This is a genomic window from Candidatus Sulfotelmatobacter sp., from assembly GCA_035504415.1.
Classification (GTDB): domain Bacteria; phylum Vulcanimicrobiota; class Vulcanimicrobiia; order Vulcanimicrobiales; family Vulcanimicrobiaceae; genus Vulcanimicrobium.
Genome location: DATJRY010000020.1, coordinates 40,257 through 57,429, shown reverse-complemented (window position 1 = coordinate 57,429; position 17,173 = coordinate 40,257). Strand labels below are relative to the sequence as shown.

Sequence of the window (17,173 nt, the reverse complement as noted above, 5' to 3'; positions counted from 1 at the left end):
GTGTAGCACCCGCCATGCAGGTCGAACGCTTCCGCGACACCCTCAAGGACGTCATCGGGCTGGTCGTCACCCCGATGAACCGCACGAACTACGCCCTCGACGAGGGCGCGCTGCGCGCGCAGATCGACTGGTGCTTCGCCCACGGCGCGACCGGCGTCGTCGCCAGCGGCTCGATCGGCGAGTTCCTCCACCTCGAGGACGACGAGCGCCGCCGGGTGCTGGAGATCGTCGTGGACCAGGCGCGCAAGCACCCGGGCAAGAGCGCCTCGGCGATGACCTCGGGCGCGACGACGCTGCAAGCGATGAAGTGGACGAAGCTCGCCGCCGAGCTCGGCTACGACAGCGCCGTGGTGATCGCGCCGTATTACTGGAAGGTCGGCGAGCGCGAGGCGTACGAGCACTTCCGCGCCGTCGCCGAGGCCGAGCTGATCCCGGTCACGGTGTATCACAACCCGGCGCTCTCGAAGTTCCACATGTCGCCGGCCTTCTTCCAAAAGGTCGCCGAGCTGCACAACGTCGTCGCGGTCAAAGAGGTCGAGACGGAGTTGCAGCACCTCGAAGCGGTCGCCGACGCGCTCAGCGGGCGCGCATTGTACCTGCAGACCTTCCGCGCGTACCTGACGGGCCGGCTGTTGGGCTCGAACGGCGGGCAGATCAACGTCTTCGCGGTACCGGCCTGCGTCGCGATCGACGAGGCCTGGCGCAACGGCGACGTCCGGCTCGCCGAAGAGATCCAGCGCCGGCTCAACCGCGTCTTCCCGCGCGGCGGCGAAGCGGCGCTGGGCGCGCTGGGGATGACCAAGGTGACGGCCAGCGTGGTGACGGGGATCGAGATGGGGCCGGCCCGCCCGCCCTACCTCGCGCCCGACGACGCCGAGGAACGCATCACGAAGCGGCTGCCCGAGCTGCTCGAAGTCGTGCCCGCGATGCGGCCCGAGAAGCGCGTCGCGGTGCACGCGACGTCATGATCGCGAGCGACGTGCCGACGGCGCAGCTCTGGATCGACGGGCGCGCGGTCGACGCCGCCGACGGCGCGACCTACGACGATCGCGATCCGGCCAGCGGCGAGATCGTCGCGCGCATCGCGAGCGGCGGTGCCGCCGACGTCGAGCGCGCCGTCGCCGCGGCGCGCCGCGCGTTCGACGACGGACCGTGGCCGCGCACGACGATCGCGCAGCGCGCCACGGTGCTGCGCCGGCTGGCGGAGCTGCTGATCGAGCAGCGCGAGGAGCTGGCGCGGCTGGAATCGCGCGACGCGGGCAAACCGTTCCGCGAGACCGCCGACCGCGACGTCCCGCGCGCGGCCGACAACTGCGCGTTCTTCGCCGGCGCGATCGAGCACCGCGAACAAGCGGCGTTCTTCGACCGCAAGCCGTTCCTGGGCGCGCAGCGCGAGATCGCCTCGATCGTGCGCGAAGAGCCGGTCGGCGTCTGCGCGCTGCTCACGCCGTGGAACTCGCCGCTGATGCAGGCGACGTGGAAGATCGCGCCGGCGATCGCAGCCGGCAACACCTGCGTGCTCAAGCCCTCGGAGCTCACTCCGCTCTCGACGCTCAAGCTGGCCGAGCTGTGCTCGCGGGCCGGCGTCCCCGACGGCGTCGTCAACGTGGTGACCGGCTTCGGGCCGGGTGCCGGCGCGCCGCTGGTCGCCGATTCGCGCGTCGACGCGGTCGCGTTCACCGGCAGCGAGCCGACCGGCAAGGCGATCAACCTGGCCGCCGCCGCGACGCTCAAGAAAGTGACGTTGGAGCTGGGCGGCAAGTCGGCCAACGTCGTCTGCGACGACGCCGACCTCGAGCTGGCGGTCGAGGGCAGCGTGCTGGCGATGTTCCGCCACAGCGGGCAGGTCTGTTTGGCCGGCACGCGCCTCTACGTGCAGAGCGGGATCTACGACCGCTTCGTCGAGCGCTATCTGGCGGCGGTGCGCGCGCTGCGCGTCGGCGATCCGCAGTCGCGCGAGAGCGACTTGGGGCCGCTGATCACGCCGCAGCACCGCGAACGGGTCGAGGCCTTCTGCGCGCAGGCCGACGCCGAGGGCGTCGAGGCACTGCTGCGCGGCGCGCGGCCGGGCAGCGCCGCGCTCGCGGCCGGCAACTACTACTCGCCGACGATCTACGCGCCGCGCGACGAGACGCAGACGATCGCGCGCGAAGAGGTCTTCGGTCCCGTCCAGTCGATCTTCCGGTTCGCATCGCTCGACGAGGTGGTCGAGCGCGCGAACGCGACGCGCTTCGGCCTCTCCTCCTACATCTGGACGCGCGACGTCGGGAGCGGCCTGCGCTTCGCCGAGCGCGTGCGCGCCGGGATGTGCTGGGTCAACGGCTACTTCTTGCGCGACTTGCGCCAGCCGTTCGGCGGCGTCGGGATGAGCGGCCTGGGCCGCGAGGGCGGCCGCTGGTCGCTGGACTTCTTCACCGAGCCCAAGCTCGTGTGCATCGCCTACTAGTGGCTTCCGCTTCGCGGAAGCCTTCGCGTTCGGGCTTCGCCCGAGCCGCCTGAAGAGGAACGTCATGTCATTCGTGAACTCCGTCAGCGTCATCCCCAAGCACGTCCCCGACGCGGAGCTGCAGACCTTCGGCACGCTCGAGTCGTACGAAGAATACATCGAGCACCAGTACCGCGACACCAAGGCGCTGCTCGAAAAGTATCGCACGCACAAGACGCACGATCCGGAGCTCTCCCGCGAGTACAAGGCGGCGATGAAGCCGATCATGCTGACGACCTGCTGGGGCGAGGCGCAGACGACCAGCCAAGTCGCGCAGATCATCACCAAGACCAACCGGCCGACGATCCAGTACTTCTACGCGACGCACGCGCTCGACGAGGTGCGGCACACCCAGATCGAGTGGCGTCGCGTGCGCGACCTCGATCTGGCCGACTCGCTCGACGTTCCCTACGAGCAGACCGAGCTGTTCCGCTTCGTCAACGGGCTGCCGACCTTCGTCGAGATCGTCTACGGCCAGGTCTGCACGCTCGAGTCGTACTCGGCGCACGTGCTCTTCAACTCGATCATCGACCTGGCCAAACGCTACGGCGACCTGGCGACCGCGGTGACCTACGAGTACGTCATGCACGACGAGGTGCGGCACATCGGGACCGGGCTGAAGATCGTCAAAGAGGCGATCGACGCGTCGCCCGACCCCGAAGAGGCCGCCTTCCGCATCCTCGACCTCGAAGAGAAGCTGCTGCCGATCACGATCCGCAAGCTCGGCCGCGACTCCGCCATCGCCAACTCACTCTACGAGGCCGGCATGATCGCCGACAAGCGGCAGTTCGAGCTCGATGGTTTTCGCCAGTACCTGATCTTCCGCTCGAAGATCCCCAACCTGCCGCCGATGCGCTACGCCGGCCCCGACGGCTGGACGCCGGAGGACAGCCGAGCCGCCATCGTCGCGTGATCGCCGCCGGCCTGTTCTCGACGCACGTCCCGCGCCTGATGATCCTCGACCAGCAGGCGCGGCGCGAGTATATGCGCGACAACATCACGACGTTCTACGACGCGCTCGCGCAGATTCACCGCGAGCGCATCGCGGCGCTCGAGTTCGACACGTTCGTGCTGATCGACACCCACTGGCACACGACGCTCGAGTTCGTCCTCAACGCGCACGAACGGCACGCGGGCATCTACACCTCGGACGAGATCCCGTGGATGATCCACGAGTACGCCTACGACTATCCGGGCGATCCCGAGCTGGCCGCCGCGATCGCGGCGGAGGCGCGCGAGCGCGGCGTGCCGGCCGAGGCGGCCGCGCACCGCGGCCTGCCGGTGCACTACGGGACGCTCAACCCGATGCACTACTACAACCCGGGCCCGGCCAAGCAGCGCGTCCTGCCGATCTCCGTCTGCGACACCGCCGAGGTCGAGCCGAACCTGCGTTTGGGTGAGGCGATCGCGGCCGCCGCCACGCGGACCGGACGGCGCGTGCTGCTGATCGCCTCGGGCGGGATGTCGCACCGGTTCTGGCCGCTGGCCACGATCCGCGAGCGCGCCAGCGCCGATCCGCGCGACATCAGCGACCCGGCGCTGCGCGCATGGGACGAGCGGATCATGGATTGGTGGCGCGCCGGCGATCACGCCGCCGTGCTGGCGCACGCCGACGAGTTCCGCCGGACGTGCTCGCCCGAGGGGCGCTTCGCGCACTATCTCGTGCTGGCCGGAGCGCACGGCGGCCCGGCGTGGAACACGCCGGGCCAGCAGTTCGGCCGCTACGAGGCCGCGATCGGAACCGGTCAGTCGAACTTCTGGTTCCGTTAACCTTCGTCGCCCACGCCGACTTCGCTGACGACCGGCTCGACGACCGTCTCTTCCTTGACGACGGCGATCGTCTTGCCGGTCAGCGGATCGGTCATCGGCGCGGCCGTCACCGGCGGCTTGGTCGCGACGGTCGTGGTCGTCGCGCGCTTCGGGCGCAGCCCGATCAGGCCCAGTAGGCCGAGCAGACCGATCAGGCCCCAGCCGCCGCCTTCGCCGCTCGACGAGGTGTTGTCGGTCGTCTTCGTGTCCTGACCGGCGCTGCCGCCGTTCGCGCTGCCGTTGCCGCCGCCGGTACCGCCGTTGGCGTTGGTCGAGCCCGTGCCGGTGCCGTTGTCGTTCCCGCCACCCGCCGCATTGGTCGTGCCGCCGGTCCCGTTGGCGTTGGTGCCGTTCGCGTTGGTCGTGGTGTCGGTCGACGTGCCGTTGGCGTTCGTCGTGCCGTTGTTGCCGGTCGCGTTGGTCGAGCCGGTCGTGTCGGTCGAGACGCCGTTCGTCCCCGTCGACCCGTTGGTCGTGCTCGTCGTCCCGGTCGTGCCGCCGTTCGTGCCGGCCGCGCTGCCGTTGGCGCCCCCGGTTCCGTTGGCACCGGCGCTCGTGCCGCCGCTCGTGCCTGCACCGCCGCTCGTGCCCCCGCCGGCGCCCGTTCCCTGCGCGATCGCGAGCGCCGGGAGGACCCCCAGCGCCAGCGCCAAGAGGGCGCCGGCTGCCGTCTTCTGCGTACTCGTCCTGCTCATCGTGTCCGGCAACGTCCCCATTCGACGGCGCCGGATAACGATGAAGGCCCTTGCCTGGCACCTGCCGGCACGGGTGGCGGCAGCTCGATCTGTGACCCGCTTCGCAGCGCACAATCGAGCTCTCAAGTCCCTGCGACCGCGCACCGATGCAGTGGTAAGGGACGCTAGCGTCTGGGGAGCGCGCCGCCGTCAGGCGACGCGCTCCCTCTTCGCGCGCTACTCGAAGCGCAGGGCGCGGATCGGGTCGAGGGCGGCCGCCTTGCGCGCCGGCCAGTAGCCGAAGAACACGCCGACCGCCGCCGAGAACGCCAGCGCCATCGCGACCGCCGAGAACGGCACGCTCGCCGGCCAGTGCGCGAACAGCGCGATCGCACCGGCGCCGATGACGCCGAGCACGACGCCGATCCCGCCGCCGCCGGTCGCCAAGACGACCGCTTCGATCAGGAACTGGCGCAGGATCGCCGCGCCGCGGGCGCCGACCGCGACGCGCAAACCGATCTCGCGCGTGCGCTCGGTGACCGAGACGAGCATGATGTTCATGATCCCGATCCCGCCGACCAGCAGCGAGACCGCCGCGACCGACGCCAGCAGGAGCGCGAGGATCGACGCCGTCGCCGACGCGGCCTGCGCGATGTCGGCCAGGTTGCGCACCTGGAAGTCGTCGGGCTGCCCGGCCGCGATCTGGTGACGCTGCTCGAGCAGCGAGGTGATCTGGGCCTGCACCGGATCGAGGTGATCCTGGTCGACCGCGGAGACCATCAGCTCGGCGACCGTCGTCGTCCCCGTGATGCGCTGCTGCGCCGAGGTGTAGGGGATGAGCACCGTGTCGTCCTGATCTTGGCCCGGACCGCTCTGTCCTTTGGCCGTCAGCGTGCCGATGACCGTGAACGGGACGTTGCCGATCTCGACGGTCGTGCCGACCGGGTTCTGACCGCCCGGAAAGAGCTGCGAGACGACGGTTTGGCCGAGCACCGCGACCTTGGCCGAACTGTTGGTCTCGTCTTGGGTGAAGAACCGGCCGCTGGCGGTCGGCCAGCTCCGCACGTAGGTGTAGCTGGGCGCGACGCCGCTGACCGTCGTCTGCCAGTTCTGCCCGCCGGCGATGACCTGCGTGCGCAGGTTGACCACCGGCGAGACCGCCGCGACGCCGGGCAACTGGGCGATGGCCATGCCGTCGGCCGCGGTGAGCGTCGACGCACCGCCCAGGCCCGTGCGCGCGCCCGTCGTCGAGACGCTGCCCGGCAGCACGACCAGCATGTTGCTGCCGAGAGCGTTGATTTGACTCGCGACGGAGCTCTTGGCGCCCGTTCCGATCGCGACGGTGACGATCACCGCCGCAACGCCGATTACGACGCCGAGCATCGTGAGCAGCGAGCGCGACTTGTTGCGTACCAGCGCCTGCAGCGCCATGCGTACGGTTTGAACGAAGCTGATCATGCCAGCACGACCTCCTTCGCGGTCGGCGCATCGGAGACGATGACGCCGTCGCGAAACGTGACCAGCCGGCGCGCGTGCGCGGCGACGTCGGGCTCGTGCGTGACGAGCATGACGGTGATGCCGCGTTCCTCGTTGAGCCGCCGGAAGAGCGCCATCACGTCCTCGGAGGACGCGGTGTCGAGCGCGCCGGTCGGCTCGTCGGCCAGGATCAATTGTGGTTGGTTGACGATCGAGCGCGCGATGGCGACGCGCTGCTGCTGACCGCCGGAGAGCTGATTGGGCTGATGATGCGCGTACTTGGCGAGCCCGACCGCGTCGAGCGCCGCCATCGCCTTCTCGCGGCGTTCGCTCGCCGAGACGCCGGCGTAGATCATCGGCAGCTCGACGTTCTCGACCGCCGTCGTGCGCGGCAGCAGATTGTACGCCTGGAAGACGAACCCCAGCGCCCGCGAGCGCAGGTCGGCGAGCTGGTCCTTGCCCAGCGAGGTCAGCTCGTGACCGGCGAAGGTGTACGAACCGGACGTCGGCTGGTCGAGCAGGCCGACGATGTGCATGAACGTCGACTTGCCCGAGCCCGAGGGCCCCATGACGGCGAGGAACTCGCCGTCATGGATGTCGAGGTCCACCCCGCGCAGGGCGACGACGTCGTCGCCGCCGTCGAGCGGATAGACCTTGCGCAGAGCGCGCACTTGGACGACCGGTGTCATCGCACACCTCCGAGCATCCGGCCACCGCCGCCCTGACCACCGGCCAGCGGATTGCCGGCTGCGGCGTGCGTCGCCCGCGCGCCGCCGGTGTCGGCGGTGACGATCGCGTCACCGGCCGCGAGGGTCCCGCGCAGCGGCGTAACCGTCGCCTGCGTCGCGCTGACGAGTCCGACGTGGACCGGAACCGGCCGCAGCGTCTTGCCGCTCAGGACGAACACGCGTCCGGTCGAGCCCGGCGTCACCGCGCCGCTGCTCACCGTCTGCGTCGCGCCCCACGGAGAGCTGCTCGACGCATGCGCCGTCGACTTGGCGGCACCGGCCGGTGCGCTCGCACCCTGCGGACGACGTGCGTGATGGCTGCCGAACGCGCCGCTCGGCGGCTGGAAGCTGAGTGCGGCCAGCGGGACGATGGTGGCGTTGTCGACGTGCGCGACTTGGATCGTCGCGTTGGCCGTCATGCCCGGGAGCAGCGAGCCGTCCGTGTTGCCGACCAGCACCACGACGGTGTAGGTCACGACGTTGTTGACGGTCGTCGGCGCTTGACGCACCTGCTCGACGGTCCCGGTGAAGGTGCGGTTGGGGAACGCCAGGACGCTGAAGCTGACCGGGTCCCCGGCCGCGACGTGCCCGATATCGGGCTCGCCGACCGCGAGGTCCAGCTCCATCTTCGAGAGGTCCTGCGCGATCGAGAACAGCGTTGGCGTCTGCAGGCTGGCCGCGACGGTCTGCCCGACCGTGACGTCACGCGCGATCACCGTGCCGTCGACCGGCGAGGTGATGATCGTGTTCTTGACGTTCTGCTCGGCGGTCGTCACCTGCGCGCGATCGATCCCGATCGCCGCGATGTCGGCCTGCGCGGTGGCGGCCTGATTCGCCGCCTGCGCGCTGCTCACGCCCGTCTGTGCCGTCTGCGCCTGCTGCGTCGCGCCGGCCTGAACCGCCTGCGCTTGTGCAGCGGCGGTCTGAGCTTGCGCTTGCGTCACGGCGAGCTTGGCCGCGTCGAGCGTCTGCTGGGCGGCGACGAAGTTGGTCTGATCGGTGTCGACCTGGTTCTGCGCGACGTAGCCCTGAGCCAGCAGCTGCCGGTCGCGAGACAACGTCTGCTGCGCGAGGGTGAGCGCGCTCTGGTCCTTGGTCACCGTCGACTGCGCGGTGGCGATGCCGGCCTGGGCCGATTGGGCGGTCGCGAGCGCGGCTTTGCTGGCCGCGGCCGCGGCGGCGGCCTGCGCCGACGCCTCGGCGACGCTCGAGGGGCCGCCGGTGGCGGTGGCCGCGGCGGCCTGCGCGTTCGCTTGCGCCTGCGCCAGCTGTGCTTGCGCCTGCGCCAACGCCGCGTTGAAGGTCGTCGGATCGATCGTGGCCAGGACTTGGCCCTTCTTCACGTGGGAGTTGTAGTCGGCTTGGATCGTGTTGATCGTGCCGGACACCTGCGTGCCGACGTTGATCGTGTTCTGCGGGTTGAGCGTGCCGGTCGCGGTGACGGTCTGCGCGAGAGATCCCGTCTGCGCCGGAACGGTCGTGTAGCTCACCGCCGACGCACGCGAACGCACGACGAACAGTGTAGCGATGATCGCGACGATGCAGAGCACCGCCGCGGCAGCGAGCCAGATCCGCGGGCGACGGCGCGGAGGCTCCAAGATGACGGTATGAATGCGGTCGTTCGTCGCCGGCCGCTCTGCGATATTCATGGCACTCTGTACGACGCTCCCAGACTGCCGAACGTGTTGAACGTAAGATGAGAATGGTTCTCAGCGCACTACCAGACTCCGTCGCTTTCCCTCACGACACGCGCCCGCTTGTCACCCGGCTCTCATTCAGCAGTGCTTTCGCGCAAGGGTGCGGAAGGCGATCGGCGCGATGGAAAGCCAGGATCCGTCACCGCGTTCGCGATACCAACGGCGGCTGGCGCGGCATACCGGCGCGAACTTGACGGTCGCGGAGTTCGAGGCCGTCGTCGAAGAGGCGCTGGCGTCGCTGCCGGAACGGTTCGCCGCCATGCTCGACAACGTCGTGATCGCGGTCGAGGAAGAGCCGAACGCCGACGACGTCGAGTCGGTGGTGGGGCACGACGACGAGGACGGCGGTGAGATCCTCGGCATCTACCGCGGCGTCGCGTTGCCGGACCGCGGCCCGGACGACCCCCTGCTGCCGGACGAGATCGCGGTGTTCCGCGGCCCGATCAACCGCATCGCCCGCTCGCGGCGAGAAGCGCTCCGCGAGGTCCGCGAGACCGTCATGCACGAGCTCGGTCACTACTTCGGCCTCGAGCACGACGACCTACCGTACTGAAGCGGGTTTTCTACGCGGGGTACGGCATTGAGCTTGGCGAAAAATAGTGTGCACCTCCCGCCCCCGCTTCGGAGTGGTCTCGTGAACATTTTCGAGAACGACCCCAATATCCGGACGTTGATCGCCGGCGAGACGCTCTTTCACCGCGGCGACCCCGGCAACACGATGTTTGTAGTGCTCGACGGCGAGGTGGTCCTCACGGTCGGCGACATGGTCGTCGAACGCCTCGGGGCAGGCGCGATGTTCGGTGAGATGGCGCTCATCGAGCAGATGCCGCGCACGGCCACCGCGACCGCGTTCTCCCCGACAAAGATCGTCGAGGTGGATCAGAAGCGGTTCCTCTATCTCGTCCAGAATACACCCTTCTTCGCACTCGACGTGATGCGCACGATGGCGGCGCGCCTGCGCCGCATGGACGATCTGCAGCTCCGCTAGCGCTGAGATGCCCCAGCCCCGAAATCTTCAACACTAGCAGTGGAGCCTGAGGGGCACATATAGCGTGCCCTCGTGAGCGGCTTTCGAAGTTTTTAATTCGAGTGCATCAGGTAGCTCGATCCGTCCCTCGAGAATCAGTACCAAGTCATGCCCGTCCATCAAAATGACGTTTGTGCTCGTACCGCGGTGAAAAACCTCGACGACGTCGGCCCGAAAGCCATTCATTGACAAGAACAATCCGCGGGTGCTCTGAATCTTGCTATCTACCTTCCCCTTAAATGCTACTAACTGCTCAAGTCCGGCTTCGTCTTGTGTCCACTTGACTTCCAGCAGATAGTCAAATTTTTCAAACTTGAAAGCGCCATCGATCTGCTGCGCTGCCGCTCGATAAGATGGTCTATATTCCAATTCATATGCTCGGAAAAGGTCCTCAAGCAATTCTTCGAGGGCGTAGCCGGCCTTTTGCCTATTCGCCTCTCTTAGCAGTTCTCCGTATTTCAGTAGCAACTCGCCGAGCGTCTTTTGGCGGAAGTTTAGTTGCGAAAGCCTTTCGCTTTCGAGTCGCTCCCGGCGTTTTCGTTCGACCTCGTCTTCTGCCTCGGAAATAAGGGTAGCATTCGCAAGCTGCTTAAGCCGCTCAATGGCCTTCTTGGCAGCCGCTGCATCAACGCTCGGATCAGCAATGCGCCTAATTGAGCACATCTCTTGAACAATCCGCACCGCGATTTCGTATCCTGCGGTGCTGCGTTCATCGAGATCAGCAAAAACATTCCTCGCGATGACATATTTCATTTCTTGCTCATAGCGCTCGTACATCGCGGGTGGTACTCCCGCCCGTAAGAACAGCCTTTTCAAGCCGCTCTTATAGTGAAATGCCTGGCCCGCAACTTGGATTGCTGCCTCGACAACATCAAAAGGAAGGTGCGTTTTACCAGCCATGCTACCGACCACCCATACTCCACCCTCGAAAAGGTAGCAACGCCGCCATCTTCGGCTAAATGCGAAAGCGGGCGGCCAGCCTCCGCTAATCCTTTCGCCGACCCGTAGCGATCGACCCCACCCTCAGACACTTGCGAAGGCGCTCAAAGCCACTCGGGTCGCGTATGATTCCCTCTCCACCAGAAGACCGCGACGCCGGCGGCAATGCTGACCAACCCGTAGCCGATCGCGGCGCCGCCGGCGCTGGCGAAGGCGTAGAGCCAGCCGGCCAGCGCGACCAGCGCGGGCAGCGGATAGAGCGGCATGCTGTACGGCGCGCGCTCGCCGCGCGCGCGCAGCACGGCCAGCGCGACGATCTGCGCGATCGCTTGGACCAGCACGATCGCGGTCGTCAGCGCCGCGATGACCTGATCGAGCGGAAACAAGCACGCCGGCAGCGCCAGCACGCCGATCGTGACCAGCGAGACGTCGGGGAAGCGGTGGCGCCGCTGCACGTGGGCGAAGACGCGCGGGAACAGGCCGTCGCGCGCCGCCGCGAACGGGATGCGCGAGAAGCCCAGCAGGTTGCCGTAGACGGAGGCGAAGGTCGTCACCAGGATCAGCACCGTCACCACGATCGCCGCGCCGACGCCGGCCGCGTGCTCGACGATCGTCGAGCCGACGTGCTGGCCCAGCCCGCTCGGGTCGGCGACGACGGCCGCCCACGGCAGCGCGCGCAAGACGCCGATCTGCAGCGCGACGTACAGCACCGCGACCAGCAGCACCGCCAACACGGTCGCGCGCGGCAGCGTGCGGCGCGGTTCGACCAGCTCGTCGCCGATGCACGCCGCCTGGCCGTAGCCGAGGTAGTCGTACATCGTGAGGATCAGCGCGGCGCCCAAGCCGGTGCGCAGGCCGCCCCAGAGCGAGTCGCCCGCGCCCAGCGCGAACGGCTGGGCGACGGTGGGGTGAGCGTACGCCGCCACGATCACGCACAGCAGCGTGACGACGACCCCGGCGCCGAGCACGATGCCCGTCCGCGCGATCGCGCCGATCCCACGCGCCAGCGCCAGCAGCGTGACGACGCCGATCGCGACGGCCAGCAACTTCGTCGGCCACGGACCCAGACCGCCGGGAACCAGATACGCCGCGTAGTCGGCGAAGCCGATGTAGCCCGACGCCAACAGCAGCGGCGCGGCGAAGATCGTCTGCCAGGCGAATAGGAACGCCGGCAGCGCGCGCACGCCCTGCGCGCCGAACGTCGCGCGCAGGAACCCGTACGTGCCGCCCGAGCCCGGGAAGAGCGAGCCCAGCTCCGCCCACACCAGTCCGTCGCACAGCGCGATCAGCGCGCCGGCGATCCAGGCGACCAGCGAGAGCGGACCGTGCAGCGCGGCCAGCACGAGCGGGATCGTGATGAGCGGTCCGATGCCGACCATCGTGATGACGTTGATCGCGGTGGCGCCGCGGAGCCCGACCCCGCGGACCAGCGTCGTCACGTCAGCCGAATTGCGCGAAGAACCGCTCCGAGACGTCGTGCGGGACGCCGTCCGCCGCGACCGCGTCGCGCAGCGCCTCGAGATCGGGCTGCGGGCGCACGACCAGCGCGCTCGCCGTCGTGCGGCCGTCGGGAACGAGCAGCGCCTCGGCGCTCGCGGCCGGGATCAGCACGCTTTGCCACGGCGCGAGCCGCACGCTGGTGTTGTCGACCTGCACGCGCAACGGTTCGGCGCACGCGGTCAGCGTGACGGGCCGGCCCTCGAGCGCCAGGCCGGTCGCCGCGCCGAGCCGCACGCGCTCGACCACGAAGCGCGAGTCGGCGATCAGCAGCGTCCGATCGAGCCCGTCGGTGGTGAACGTCAGCTGTTCGACCGCGCCGGGGAAGGTCGCGCGGAAATCGAGCACGTCGCCCGCCTTCGAGACGTGCAGCTGGCGGGGCTTGCCGTCGGTGCCGAGGCGGTTCCAATCGAAGATGCGGTAGGTCAAATCGCTGGCCTGCTGCGTCTCGAACAGCTGGATGCCGGCACCGATCGCGTGCAGCGTGCCGGCCGGCAGATAGTACGCCTCGCCCGGCGCGACCGGCACGCGGCGCAAGATGTCGCCGAGCGTCCCGTCCGCGACGCGCCGTTCGTACTCAGCGCGCGTCGTGTCGCGGGTCCACCCGAGCACCAGTTCCGCACCCGGCTCGCAGGCCAAGATGTACCAGCACTCCGTCTTACCGTTGGCCTGGTGCTCGACGCGCCGCGCGTAGGCGTCGTCGGGGTGCACCTGCACCGAAAGCGCCTCGTGCGCGTCGATGATCTTGGTCAGCACCGGAAAGATGCCGTGCGCGTCGATCGGGCCGCACAGCGTCGCGCCCAGCTCGGCCCGCAGGTCGGCGACCGTGTGCTGCGCGAGCGGGCCGTTCGCGATCCGGTTGGCGTCCCAGCACTCCCACGACTCGCCGAGCAGGACGCCCGGATCGGGCGGCTTGCCGTAGACGCGCACGAGCGCGTCGCCGCCCCAAATCGCGGGTGCTTCTTTGGGCTCGAGCACGTAGGGGTAGACGCGGTCGCTCACCGCTTCCACTCTACGCCCTACGCGCTCGCCGTTCCGCCGCTATTCGCGTCGAATCTCGGTGGTGGTGGTCGAGGAACGTCCCCCGGCCATCGCGACCAGACCGACGATCACGACCAGCACGACCGCGCCGACGACGACCCACGTCCAGTTCAGCGTCGTCGTGGTGTTGGTTCCGCTCGGCGACGTCGTCGTGGTCGAGCTCGTGGCCGGCTGTCCGCCGACCGTCGTCGTGGTCGTCGACGAGGTGCTGCCGCTCGTGGTGCCGCCGGCTCCCGTGGTCTGCGCCCAGCCGGTGGCCGGCGCAACCACGAGAAACAGCGCGAGTACGCCCGTTGCAACGCGGGCCAAGGTTCGCGTCATTCGTTGTCCTCCTTCGCGTACGCGCGCTCCGTGTCCATCGGCTCCGGATCGCCGCCCGGCTCGGTCGGGTCGACCGGGATCTCGGGGATGTTGGGCGGCGAGTCCGGCATGGCGGGCACTTCTGGGATGGGGCCGGGAACCTGGTATTCGGCGTACATCGCGCCTCCGAACGTTCCCGGCAGGTCACCAAGCGAAACGACCAAGGTGGTAGCTCGGTGTACGCTCGGTGTGGTTGAGTCGGCGTTGATGCCCTCGCTACCCGCTCGCCTCGCCGTTCTCACGGCGGCGGTCGCGCTGCTGGCCGAGGCGCCCGCCCCGCTCGACACGGCGGAGGCGGCGCGCCTGTTCGCGCTCAGCGGCCAGCGCACCGCCGCGGTCCAATCGTACACCTCGAAGCTGCACGTCGACGTGGCGCTGCGCTCGTTCCCGTACCTCAAGCTGCACCTCGAAGGCGAGATCCGCTACCAGAAGCCCAACTTGTTCTCGGTCCACTTCGAGCACGTGCCGTGGTTCGGGAAGGGCTTCGAGAACATGAAGATGGACCCGCTGGTCCCCGCGACGTGGCCGGCGCACTACGAGGTGACGCAACTGGCTCGCGCGGGCGATCGCACCCTGGTCGACATGCACGACAAGATCGCCGGCAACATCCGCGACGTGCACGCCGAGCTCGACCCCGACGGCTTGCGCCGCATCGTGTGGCACTACACCAACGGCGGCCGCATCGAGGTCCGGGTCAATCCGACCGCGGTCCAGGGCGTTCCGGTGCCGGCCAGCGAAGACGCCGAGATCGTGCTGCCCGCCTATCACGTCGTCGCCCACGCGACGTTCAGCGACTATGCGATCGTGACGGACGCCGGCACGACCGGCGGTGGCGTCGGCCAATAGCGGCGCCGCGCGCCGCGTGATCGTCACCGCCGACGACTTCGGTCTGTCGGTGCCCGTGAACGAGGCCGTCGAGCGCGCGCACCGCGAGGGCGTGCTGACCGCGACCAGCTTGATGGTCGCCGAACCGGCCGCCGCCGACGCGATCCGCCGCGCGCGCGCGCTGCCCGCGCTGGGCGTCGGCCTGCACGTCGTCGTCGTCGCCGGCCGCCCGCTGCTGCCGCCCGAACGGATTCCCGACCTGGTCGGTCGCGACGGGACGTTCAGCGCGGACCTGGCGCGCGCCGGCGTACGCTACTTCTTCCACCCGCGCGCGCGGCGGCAGCTCGAAGCCGAGATGCGCGCGCAGTTCGCCGCGTTCGCGGCCAGCGGGCTGCCGTTCGACCACGTCAACGCACAGTCGCACTTCCATCTGCACCCGACCGTCTTCGGACTGATGCTGACGATCGCGCGCGAGTACGGCAGCCCCCCGATCCGGATTCCGTACGAGCCGTTCGGGCCGTCGTGGCGTGCGAACGGCGACCTGCGCGGGCTGCGCTTCGCCAACGCGTACCTGCTCGCGCCGTGGCTTGCGCTGATGCGGGCGCGCTTGCGCGCGCGCGGCGTCCCGCACAACGACCGTGTGTTCGGGCTCTCCGACGTCGGCCGCATGACGCCCGCGCGGGTCGTCGCGCTGCTGGATCAACTCGAGCCCGGCGTGACCGAGATCTTCTTCCACTGCGCGACGGAACGCTGGCCGGGCATCGATCCGGCGCTGGCCGGCTATCACCTCGAAGACGAGCTGACGGCGCTCACCAGCCCCGACGTCGCCGCGCTGCTCGACGCCCCGGGCGTCGAGCGCATCCCGTTCGCCGCGCTGCGCCGTGCGAGCTGACCTGCGCGGCATCGCGGCCGCGGCGGCGCTCGGCGCGACGCTGGCCGGCGTCGGCTACACGCTCTTCGCGCTCGGCCGCGTGCGCGCGTTCGCGCGCCGGCCCCGCCGTCCCGCCGCGCGCGCGCCGCGGGTCAGCGTGCTCAAACCGCTGCACGGCGAGGAGACGCTGCTCCTGCAGAACCTGCGCTCGTTCTGCGATCAGGACTATCCCGACCTCGAGGTGATCCTCGGCGCGCGCGATCCGCGCGACCCGGCGCTGGCGGTCGCGCGCGCGCTGGCCGCCGAGTTTCCCGACCGGGTGCGCGTCGTCGACGGCGCGGGCGTCGAGGCGCGGCACCGCAATCCGAAGGCGAACACGCTGGCGGCGATGGTCCCGCACGCGCACGGCGAGCTGTTGGTGATCGCCGACAGCGACATGCGCGTCGGTCCCGACTGGCTGCTGGCGATCGTCGCGCCGTTCGAGGACGCGCAGGTCGGCGCGGTGACGTGCCTGTACCGCGGCGAACCGCTGCCGGGCTTCGCGTCGGCGCTCGGCGCGATGGCCAACCACGAGCACTTCGCGCCCTCGGTGCTGGTCGCGCAGGCGCTGGGCCCGCTGCGCTACACGTTCGGTTCGACGATGGCCGTGCGCCGTGCGCTCTTCGAGCAGATCGGCGGCCTCGACGCGATCGGGACGCATTTGGCCGACGACGCGAAGCTGGGCGAGCTGGTCGCCGACGCCGGGCTGCGGGTCGAGCTCTCGACCTACGTCGTCGGCAACGTCGTCGACGAGCCGAGCCTGCGCGACCTGTGGCACCACGAGCTGCGCTGGGCACGCACCCACCGCTTCCTGCGTCCCGGCGGCTACGCGGGGTTGTTCGTCACCTATCCGGTCCCGCTCGCGCTAGCGTATCTCGCGCTCAGCCGGCATCGCGGGCGCGCGCTGGCGCTGACGGCGACCGCACTGGCGGCGCGTTTCGCGCTGGCGCGCGCGGCGCGTTCGGCGTTCGAGCCGCCCGCGCCGGCGGCGCCGTGGCTCGTCCCGCTGCGCGACGCGTTCGGGCTGGCGGTGTGGGCCGCCGCCTACGCCGGGCGCGACGTGCGCTGGCGCGGCGAACAGCACACCACGTGACGCCGCCGACGCTGCTCGTTCCGCGCGGCGCCGAAGCCGCCGCGGTGCGGCGCGCAGCCTCGCGCGCCGAGCTGGTCGAGATCGCACCCGGCTCCCGCGGCGGTGAGCTGCCGTCCCTCTCCGCCGACGCGCCGATCGTCGTGCTCGGCCTGTGCGGCGCGCTCGGCGCGCTGCGGGTCGGCGACGTCGTCGTCTATCGCAGCGTCACCGGCGAACGAGGCACGTTCGCGTGCGAGACGGCCCTCGCGAGCGCGCTCGGCGCGCGGCTCGTCGCCGGCTGCACGACCGATCACGTCGTGACGACGCGGCGCGAACGCGCCGCGCTGGCCGAGCGGTATCGCGCCGACGTCGTGGACATGGAAGGGACGCACCTGGCCGCCGCGCTCGCCGCGCGCGGCCGGACGGCTGCCATGGTGCGCGTCGTCAGCGACGATGCGACCCGCGATTTGCCGGCGCTCGAGCGCGCGATCGTCGACGGTCGCGTCGACGGGCTGCGCATCGCGCTGGCGTTCGCGCGCGCACCGCGGGCCGCGTACTCCTTCGTGCGCGACGTGCGCCGGGCGCTGGCGGCGCTCGAATCCGTCGCGCGCGCCGTCGCCCAAGGGTAAGCGA

The 17,173-nt window shown here is 69.7% G+C and carries 19 protein-coding genes; 10 read left to right on the top strand and 9 right to left on the bottom strand.

What is annotated here, in order from left to right:
• The first annotated feature begins 14 nt into the window (after positions 1 to 14).
• From VMD91_17750 to VMD91_17735, 4 genes are all read left to right on the top strand, one after another.
• On the top strand, positions 15 to 968 hold the full coding sequence (locus tag VMD91_17750; protein HTW85919.1) for a dihydrodipicolinate synthase family protein: 954 nt from the start codon (positions 15 to 17) through the stop codon (positions 966 to 968).
• Positions 965 to 2,446, top strand: a complete 1,482-nt coding sequence (locus VMD91_17745) for an aldehyde dehydrogenase (GenBank protein HTW85918.1) — start codon at positions 965 to 967, stop codon at positions 2,444 to 2,446. The genes VMD91_17750 and VMD91_17745 overlap by 4 nt, the downstream gene beginning before the upstream one ends.
• Positions 2,447 to 2,510: 64 nt before the next feature.
• Complete coding sequence (locus VMD91_17740; protein ID HTW85917.1) at positions 2,511 to 3,398, top strand: hypothetical protein; 888 nt, start codon at positions 2,511 to 2,513, stop codon at positions 3,396 to 3,398.
• Entirely contained in the window at positions 3,395 to 4,255 is an 861-nt protein-coding gene (locus tag VMD91_17735) for a hypothetical protein (GenBank protein ID HTW85916.1), read from the top strand. The genes VMD91_17740 and VMD91_17735 overlap by 4 nt, the downstream gene beginning before the upstream one ends.
• Here VMD91_17735 and VMD91_17730 read toward each other — a convergent pair.
• From VMD91_17730 to VMD91_17715, 4 genes are all read right to left on the bottom strand, one after another.
• Entirely contained in the window at positions 4,252 to 4,989 is a 738-nt protein-coding gene (locus VMD91_17730) for a hypothetical protein (protein HTW85915.1), read from the bottom strand. The two genes, VMD91_17735 and VMD91_17730, sit on opposite strands and share 4 nt — an antisense overlap.
• Positions 4,990 to 5,205: 216 nt before the next feature.
• A complete protein-coding gene (locus VMD91_17725) occupies positions 5,206 to 6,426 on the bottom strand; it encodes an ABC transporter permease (GenBank protein HTW85914.1) in 1,221 nt (406 codons plus the stop codon).
• Positions 6,423 to 7,133, bottom strand: a complete 711-nt coding sequence (locus tag VMD91_17720) for an ABC transporter ATP-binding protein (GenBank protein ID HTW85913.1) — start codon at positions 7,131 to 7,133, stop codon at positions 6,423 to 6,425. Before VMD91_17720 ends, VMD91_17725 begins: the two co-directional genes overlap by 4 nt.
• On the bottom strand, positions 7,130 to 8,821 hold the full coding sequence (locus tag VMD91_17715) for an efflux RND transporter periplasmic adaptor subunit (GenBank protein ID HTW85912.1): 1,692 nt from the start codon (positions 8,819 to 8,821) through the stop codon (positions 7,130 to 7,132). Before VMD91_17715 ends, VMD91_17720 begins: the two co-directional genes overlap by 4 nt.
• A 169-nt stretch (positions 8,822 to 8,990) precedes the next feature.
• Between VMD91_17715 and VMD91_17710 the strand changes: the two genes are divergently transcribed.
• Positions 8,991 to 9,422 carry a metallopeptidase family protein gene (locus VMD91_17710; protein ID HTW85911.1) on the top strand — a complete coding sequence of 144 codons (432 nt, stop codon included), beginning with the start codon at positions 8,991 to 8,993 and terminating at the stop codon, positions 9,420 to 9,422.
• Between the two features lie 117 nt (positions 9,423 to 9,539).
• Positions 9,540 to 9,857, top strand: a complete 318-nt coding sequence (locus tag VMD91_17705) for a cyclic nucleotide-binding domain-containing protein (GenBank protein HTW85910.1) — start codon at positions 9,540 to 9,542, stop codon at positions 9,855 to 9,857.
• 33 nt (positions 9,858 to 9,890) lie between these two features.
• On the opposite strand, the gene VMD91_17700 is transcribed toward VMD91_17705, so the two are convergent.
• The 5 genes from VMD91_17700 to VMD91_17680 form a co-directional block, all read right to left on the bottom strand.
• Positions 9,891 to 10,796: a restriction endonuclease gene (locus VMD91_17700; protein ID HTW85909.1), complete on the bottom strand. Its 906-nt coding sequence runs from the start codon at positions 10,794 to 10,796 to the stop codon at positions 9,891 to 9,893.
• A 143-nt stretch (positions 10,797 to 10,939) separates the two neighbouring features.
• Complete coding sequence (locus VMD91_17695; GenBank protein HTW85908.1) at positions 10,940 to 12,274, bottom strand: APC family permease; 1,335 nt, start codon at positions 12,272 to 12,274, stop codon at positions 10,940 to 10,942.
• Position 12,275: 1 nt separating this feature from the next.
• Positions 12,276 to 13,343 carry a type I phosphomannose isomerase catalytic subunit gene (locus VMD91_17690; GenBank protein ID HTW85907.1) on the bottom strand — a complete coding sequence of 356 codons (1,068 nt, stop codon included), beginning with the start codon at positions 13,341 to 13,343 and terminating at the stop codon, positions 12,276 to 12,278.
• Positions 13,344 to 13,373: 30 nt separating this feature from the next.
• Positions 13,374 to 13,694: a hypothetical protein gene (locus VMD91_17685; GenBank protein HTW85906.1), complete on the bottom strand. Its 321-nt coding sequence runs from the start codon at positions 13,692 to 13,694 to the stop codon at positions 13,374 to 13,376.
• A complete protein-coding gene (locus VMD91_17680) occupies positions 13,691 to 13,852 on the bottom strand; it encodes a hypothetical protein (protein ID HTW85905.1) in 162 nt (53 codons plus the stop codon). Before VMD91_17680 ends, VMD91_17685 begins: the two co-directional genes overlap by 4 nt.
• Positions 13,853 to 13,940: 88 nt before the next feature.
• Here VMD91_17680 and VMD91_17675 point away from each other — a divergent pair, with 88 nt between their 5' ends.
• From VMD91_17675 to VMD91_17660, 4 genes are read left to right on the top strand one after another with little or no spacing between them, the layout of a single operon-like run.
• Complete coding sequence (locus VMD91_17675) at positions 13,941 to 14,579, top strand: hypothetical protein (protein ID HTW85904.1); 639 nt, start codon at positions 13,941 to 13,943, stop codon at positions 14,577 to 14,579.
• 16 nt (positions 14,580 to 14,595) lie between these two features.
• A complete protein-coding gene (hpnK, locus tag VMD91_17670) occupies positions 14,596 to 15,450 on the top strand; it encodes a hopanoid biosynthesis-associated protein HpnK (protein ID HTW85903.1) in 855 nt (284 codons plus the stop codon).
• Positions 15,440 to 16,561 (top strand): bacteriohopanetetrol glucosamine biosynthesis glycosyltransferase HpnI, encoded by a 1,122-nt coding sequence (hpnI, locus tag VMD91_17665; GenBank protein HTW85902.1) that lies wholly within the window; start codon positions 15,440 to 15,442, stop codon positions 16,559 to 16,561. The genes hpnK and hpnI overlap by 11 nt, the downstream gene beginning before the upstream one ends.
• Positions 16,558 to 17,169: a hypothetical protein gene (locus tag VMD91_17660; GenBank protein ID HTW85901.1), complete on the top strand. Its 612-nt coding sequence runs from the start codon at positions 16,558 to 16,560 to the stop codon at positions 17,167 to 17,169. The genes hpnI and VMD91_17660 overlap by 4 nt, the downstream gene beginning before the upstream one ends.
• The last annotated feature ends 4 nt before the right edge of the window (positions 17,170 to 17,173 follow it).